Origin of the sequence: Clostridium bowmanii (assembly GCF_018861315.1) — a bacterium.
Taxonomy (GTDB): Bacteria; Bacillota; Clostridia; order Clostridiales; family Clostridiaceae; genus Clostridium_AD; species Clostridium_AD bowmanii.
In genome coordinates, this window is record NZ_JAHLDL010000028.1 from 59155 (window position 1) to 65470 (window position 6316).

7 protein-coding genes and 1 pseudogene are annotated in these 6316 nt (G+C 31.1%); 2 read left to right on the top strand and 6 right to left on the bottom strand.

Features of this window, described 5'->3' with window-relative positions; genetic code table 11:
• Window positions 1-10: 10 nt before the first annotated feature.
• From rfbC to rfbA, 3 genes and pseudogenes are all read right to left on the bottom strand, one after another.
• A complete protein-coding gene (gene rfbC / locus KPL51_RS17085) occupies window positions 11-568 on the bottom strand; it encodes a dTDP-4-dehydrorhamnose 3,5-epimerase (protein WP_216163977.1) in 558 nt (185 codons plus the stop codon).
• Window positions 569-706: 138 nt separating this feature from the next.
• Window positions 707-1093, bottom strand: a pseudogene (locus tag KPL51_RS17090) (GDP-mannose 4,6-dehydratase); the annotation flags it as partial.
• Window positions 1094-1160: 67 nt separating this feature from the next.
• A complete protein-coding gene (gene rfbA, locus KPL51_RS17095; RefSeq protein WP_216163979.1) occupies window positions 1161-2069 on the bottom strand; it encodes a glucose-1-phosphate thymidylyltransferase RfbA in 909 nt (302 codons plus the stop codon).
• 457 nt (window positions 2070-2526) lie between these two features.
• Between rfbA and KPL51_RS24105 the strand changes: the two genes are divergently transcribed.
• Window positions 2527-2658, top strand: coding sequence for a hypothetical protein (locus KPL51_RS24105; RefSeq protein WP_263628379.1), 132 nt, complete (start codon window positions 2527-2529; stop codon window positions 2656-2658).
• 245 nt (window positions 2659-2903) lie between these two features.
• Window positions 2904-3095 (top strand): transcription initiation factor TFIIIB, encoded by a 192-nt coding sequence (locus tag KPL51_RS17100; RefSeq protein ID WP_216163981.1) that lies wholly within the window; start codon window positions 2904-2906, stop codon window positions 3093-3095.
• A gap of 65 nt (window positions 3096-3160) precedes the next feature.
• Here KPL51_RS17100 and KPL51_RS17105 read toward each other — a convergent pair whose 3' ends face one another.
• The 3 genes from KPL51_RS17105 to istA all read right to left on the bottom strand — a co-directional run bounded on the left by KPL51_RS17105 (window position 3161) and on the right by istA (window position 6200).
• Window positions 3161-3685: a hypothetical protein gene (locus KPL51_RS17105; RefSeq protein ID WP_216163983.1), complete on the bottom strand. Its 525-nt coding sequence runs from the start codon at window positions 3683-3685 to the stop codon at window positions 3161-3163.
• Between the two features lie 220 nt (window positions 3686-3905).
• The gene (gene istB / locus KPL51_RS17110; protein ID WP_216163985.1) at window positions 3906-4649 is read right to left on the bottom strand and encodes an IS21-like element helper ATPase IstB; all 744 of its coding nucleotides are present in this window, start codon (window positions 4647-4649) and stop codon (window positions 3906-3908) included.
• 3 nt (window positions 4650-4652) lie between these two features.
• The gene (istA, locus tag KPL51_RS17115; RefSeq protein WP_224854425.1) at window positions 4653-6200 is read right to left on the bottom strand and encodes an IS21 family transposase; all 1548 of its coding nucleotides are present in this window, start codon (window positions 6198-6200) and stop codon (window positions 4653-4655) included.
• Between the last annotated feature and the right edge of the window lie 116 nt (window positions 6201-6316).

Genomic DNA, 6316 nt, shown 5'->3' on the forward strand with positions numbered 1-6316 from the left:
CCTATGTTATTCAAAACTCAACTCTATTATTTTTGAAAAATGCCAGATTTTTATCCTTGTCAGATAGAGAAACTCCCTTTATACCTTCTAATGGCCATTCTATTCCAATCTCATCGTCGTCCCAAGCAATTCCACCTTCAAATTCAGGATGATATAAATTAGTACATTTATATATAAACTCAGCTTCCTCAGAAATCACCAAGAATCCGTGTGCAAAACCCTCTGGCACATAAAACTGTTTCTTATTTTCTCCACTTAGAACAACTCCAAAGCACTTCCCAAATGTTACTGAACCTTTTCTTAAATCAACAGCCACATCAAAAACCTCACCGCTAAGCACTCTGACTAGCTTTCCTTGAGGAAATTTTGTTTGAAAATGAAGACCTCTAAGCACCCCTTTTTTTGATTTAGATTGATTATCTTGAACAAAAATCATGTTTAATCTTGCATTTTTGAATTCTTCTTGATTATAAGTTTCCATAAGATAACCTCTATTATCTCCAAAAACAGAAGGCTCAATTATATATAAATCCCTTATGGTGGTTTCAACAAATTTAAGCTTACTCATGCTTTAACTTATTCTCCTCATACATTTTTTCATAATAATTTTGGTATTCTCCTGTTGTTATATTTTCAATCCAGTCTTTATTTTCCAATTACCAATTAATAGTGCTTTTTATTCCAACCTCAAATGTAGTTTCAGGGTAAAATAGCCTGTTACACCTAAGAAACCATAAACCTCATCTGTAGAAACTTGAAGAAACTTAACCTTTTCTTTCCAAATTCCACTTTCCTATGCATTTTTTGCACAACTTAATAAATTTAACGTTCCGATTACATTAGTTTGATCAAAAATCTCAGGATTTTTTATACTTCTATCCACATGAGATTCTGCTGCAAAATTAATAACTTTATCAATTTCATAATCTAAAAATAACTTGTCCACTAATTCTTTATCACATATGTCTCCCTGAACAAAAGTATAATTTAGATTATTTTCAATTTCTCTAAGGTTTTCTAAATTTCCTGCATAAGTTAACTTGTCTAAATTTATTATTCTAACATCTAAATATTTCTTTAGAGTATAAAGAATGTAGTTTTATCCTATAAATCCTGCTCCACCTGTTACTAAATAAGTTTTCATTGTATTCCTCCAAACTTTATACCCGCTTTTTAGCAGTTGCCTCTTTGTTCACTTTTTCATATTCTATAGCAATACTCATTAAATAATTTCCATATCCAGTTTTTAAAAGTGGTTGTGCTAAAACCTCAAGCTTTTCCATTGTTATCCAACCTTTTCTATAGGAAATTTCTTCAAGGCAGGCTATATATGTACCTTGAGTACTCTGAACCGCTTCTACAAAATTTGAAGCCTTAAGCATTGAAGCATGAGTCCCTGTATCAAGCCAAGCAAGTCCTCTTCCAAGTAGATTTACCTTAAGCTTTCCTTCTTCCATGTAAATTCTATTTAAGTCGGTAATTTCAAGTTCTCCACGCTCGGAAGGTTTTAATTTTTTAGCTTTTTCTACAACAGTATTATCATAAAAATAAAGTCCAGGAACAGCATATTTCGACTTTGGAATTTCAGGTTTTTCTTCAAGCGAAATAACATTGCCATTAATGTCGAACTCAACTACACCATAATCATTTGGATTTTGAACATAATATCCAAAAATTTCTGCACCGTTTTTTAATTTTGATGCTTTTTTAAGAACCTTTGTGAAACTTTGTCCCCAAAAGATATTATCGCCAAGTACCATTGCAACACTATCTTTTCCAATGAACTCTTCTCCAATTATAAAAGCCTCAGCTAATCCATTGGGCAATTTTTGAACAGCATACCGAATATTTAAACCAAGCTCACTACCATCTCCAAATAATTCTTTAAAACTTGGCAAATCTCTTGGTGTGGATATAATTAATATCTCTCTTATACCAGCTAACATTAACACAGACATCGGATAATAAATCATAGGTTTATCATATATCGGAACTATCTGTTTTGATAAAACTTTTGTTACGGGATAAAGTCTAGTCCCTGAACCTCCAGCTAAAATGATACCTTTCATAACAAAATCCCCTCCAAATCAAAATGTCTTAGTTTTTACTAATATTTAATACTCTTTTATCATTTTTTTCAAAATGATACTTGAAATATTTGAAATTATACCTATTATATTTATTGAATTAAAATTTTATTCAAATGCCATATATTTACTATTGGCTGAATTAATAATATTATTTCTATATTATAACATCTACTCAGCTTGCAATACAATATATAAATACTATTATACAACTATATATTGCTGGTTGTAGAAACTCATCTATATTTGTCCTTCTAATGAATTTTCCTACTTTAGTTATTCTCGGTCATCTTTTATTTTAACATAAGTTTTGACAAATTATTTTATATTTATAGAAAATAATTATTTACTTTCATTGTTTTTTTTCGTATTGTGACATATACTCTATTTATAACTTATATGTCAGTTTATTGTTATTAATAGGGGGGATTTAGTCTTTATGCTTAAATTTATAATTATCGCAATTATATTAATAATGATTTATATTATTTTTGCTGGCTTAATGAAAGCAGCAGGTAAGGATACACCAACAATGCCAGATAATAACCATGATAAAGACAAAGATAATTAACTTTTTAATAAAAAAGCTACCGAAATATACTTCAACGGGTTTGATTTTGAGTTGCAAAACCTATAAATAACATGCAAAATAACATACAAAATAGCATATTAATTGTTTTAATAATTCAACTAAAAATGTAATATTATATTAAAGAGTTGTAAATAAAGTAAGAATTTGTTAAACTTATTAAGTGAGTTGTTACAATTCGTTGAACAACCTATAAATATTAAAATCTAATTTAGGGGGTAATCATTTTGGAGAATAATAACGCATGTAGTAAATGTGGTTCAATAGAAAGAAAAAAGGGTAAAATATCTGGAATAGCAAGTTTACAGTCCTTAGATTCAAGAACTGGATTAGGTGGTTCCGAACTTATCGTTGAGTTTTGTAAAGATTGTGGTGAAGTAACAAGCATAAAAGTAAAAAATCCATCTGCAATTAAATAATTTAATAGGGTGTTGATACATGATAAAAAGGTTCTATTTTGAACCTTTTTTATTTTTGCTTAATTTTATTTAAAGTATAAAATATCATAAACAGTATAAATCTTATTTGCAATTCCAAGTCTTTGAGCAGGTGTCTCATATTCTCCATTAAGTGTCTTAATTTCTTGACAGAAGTTATAGTATGTTCTTAATATTGTAACAGCAAACTGTGCATACTTCGGATTAATATTAGCGTATATATAGCTCTTTTCTGTACCTCTTGCAGTTGATAAAGGTCTCTCCAATATAGATAGACTTCTCCTTATTTGTTGAATGAAAGCATTGGTACTACGACTATCAACATTCATTAACAGATTTGAAATATGGTTATTATCATAGTTTGTTAAATTTGTAGTACAATCTACCATCCTTACTCCTTCGTCAACGTGAGGCAATGGGTGGTGAATGGGATTTTTTGCCCATACAGGATACTGTTTGCCATTACTTTCTGTATAATTATAAAAGCTATGTGTATTCAATTGTTCAGTAAGCATTAAACTTGCAAGATGTGATAATGACAGATTTTCATATCCATTACGCTTTCTCCACAAAGTTAAATTTTTTCTTGATTCACAATAATCTTTGTAAGCTTCTTTTCTTTTACGATTTCTTTCAACTTTACATAAGAAATGATGTGCCTCATTATACTTAATTTCATTAGCGAATATTCTATATATCGAAGTTATAATTGAATTGTTGTAAATGGCAAGTACTTTCCGTGAAATTTAGGAAATTAATTTCCCTGAATAAATCCCAGTTAATAATTTACAGTTAAGATAATGATTGTCTATGTTCTAATCTATAACTTTTGCCAGTAATGTTAAAAAGTTCACATTTATAAGTCAGTCTATCCAATATTGCAGTGGTTAAAGCAGGGTCACCTAGTAATTCATTCCAGTCTTCAAATCCTTTATTTGATGTGATAATTATGGATGTCTGCTCGTAGAGCTCTGATACAAGTTTAAAAAACAGATTGGCTTCATCACGTGTTATGGGGAGGTACCCGACTTCGTCGATAATAACGAGTTCTGAGGAATGAATTTTATTTACTTTGCTCTTACTTTTCCTTGATATATCAGCGGTCTTTAGCGCGTACATTAGATGATCCATCGTTGTGTACGTAACCCTATAGCCCATCTCAATAGCTTTGTATCCAAGAGCAACTGAAATATGTGTTTTGCCAACGCCTGGCGGCCCCAAAAAAATTAAATTAAAGATGTCGTCTATCCAATCCATATCAAGTAGTCTGTTGATTTTTTTCTTGGAAATTGATTTTTGAAAGTCAAAATCAAAATTATCCAAAGTCTTTAGAGCTGGGAAACAGGCATTCTTTAAACGTATCTCCTGTGCCCTTTTTTCTTTAGTCTTTATTTCTCCTTCAAGCACTGTTTCCAAAAATTCTTGATAAGAGCTATCCTTAAGCTCCGCATCCTTTATTAATGCCTCTACACACTGGCACAGATTGTAAAGCTTAAGTGTTTGTCCATGCTGCTTTAAATCTTCTATTTTGCTCATTTTTTATCCCTCCATTGCCTGTTTGTATTCATTGGTGTCTCTGACCTGTGTCTTAATATTTCTATACTTTTTAGGGATAGGATTAATTTGAGGCTGTTTAATATTTTCACAAGTCTTTTGTTTATCCTTCATAAATAATATTGTGTCATTAAAAAGGGTAGCACTGAATAAATTTCGTTTAATACAATAATCCAAAGAGTCACTTATTATTGCTGCGGAAGTAGCTGCAACGGATTTTTTAATAACACTTAGTTGATCCTTCATATATCTGGGTTTTAGCTCTTTTATACTGTTTAAAAACTGTATTGAATTGTTACCACCGCCAAGCAGAACTAAAACTTCATTATACATATCTTCAAGCTTTGTATCCCTCTGTCTTTCTGGATGAGTTATCTTTATTAACTTGCCTTTTTCTTTGCTTAATTTATGTTTTGTAATCAATATTTTCGTTTCTATATCAGTAATTATTACTAAATCACTGTCTACTTCAAGGTTAACCCTTTTACCTGGTGAGTACGTCCCTTTAGGCACACCATATCTGTTTTGTTTGTATAAAATAGTATTGTCTTTCCTTACAACATAGGTTAAACTTGTATTAGATGTTAATTCATTAATTACATTAGGTATCGGAAGAAGATGTTCCTTTTCTAGAGCAAACACTTCTTTTGGTATCTTTTTTGTTGTTCCATGTATCTTTCCATTTCCTGTCCTTTCAAGCCATGCTTGGCATTCTTCGTTAAATGTAGCGATGTCAGAAAAAGTTCTATGTTCAGCAAAGTTATATTTAACAAATTTAACCACAGCCTCAATTCGGCCTTTGCTAGCTGGATCAAATCCTCTGCATAAGTATACTTTGAATTTCATTATGTCTATGTATTTTTGAAATTCTTCAGTAAAAATGATATCTCCATAGTTTTCATCCACAGCTAGAAGTCTGTCTTGGTCATACACAATTTCAATAGGCATACCTCCTAAGTGTTTAAATGCAATATCGTGAGCTCTTATAAAATCAACGGTTGTAAAGGGCCTATCCATCCACAATGCAAACTTATATCTTGAGTGCGAAAGAACCATCGTGAAACAGTAAAGTTTAATTCTATTACCCTTATCTGTCTTAAGCCATATCTGTCCAAAATCCACCTGTGCTTGATATCCCATTGGAAGATCTTCAACTGCTTCATGCTGCCGCATATGCTTTCTTTTGGGGATATCATGCTCAGTCCTTATGCAACTTAAAAAGTTCCTAGCACTCCTATCAGTACAATTCATGCTTCCATACTTTTCTTCCAACCAGTCAAATATTTGTGAAGTGCTCATATCTGGATAATCCCTTAACCACGATATAATTTCTTCCTCATATTGGTCTAGCTTTTTAACTCTGTTTTTTCTCTTTTCCAGTAATTTAGCATATTCATCAGGTGTCATATTCCAATAATTTGATACCGTTTCAAAATCAATCGATAAATTTCTTGATGTCTGAGATTTATTAAATCCTCTCTCCTTCATTTCTTTAATTTCACCAAACAATTCCCATCCCTTCAATCTTTTCAATTCTCATCACCTCTTAAATACTATTGTACAGAAAAGGTGTTTGTTTTTGTGGTTATTTGGAAATTATTCAGGGTTCTTATTTTCCTAAATCTCATGGTTTTAGTTTACCACTTACA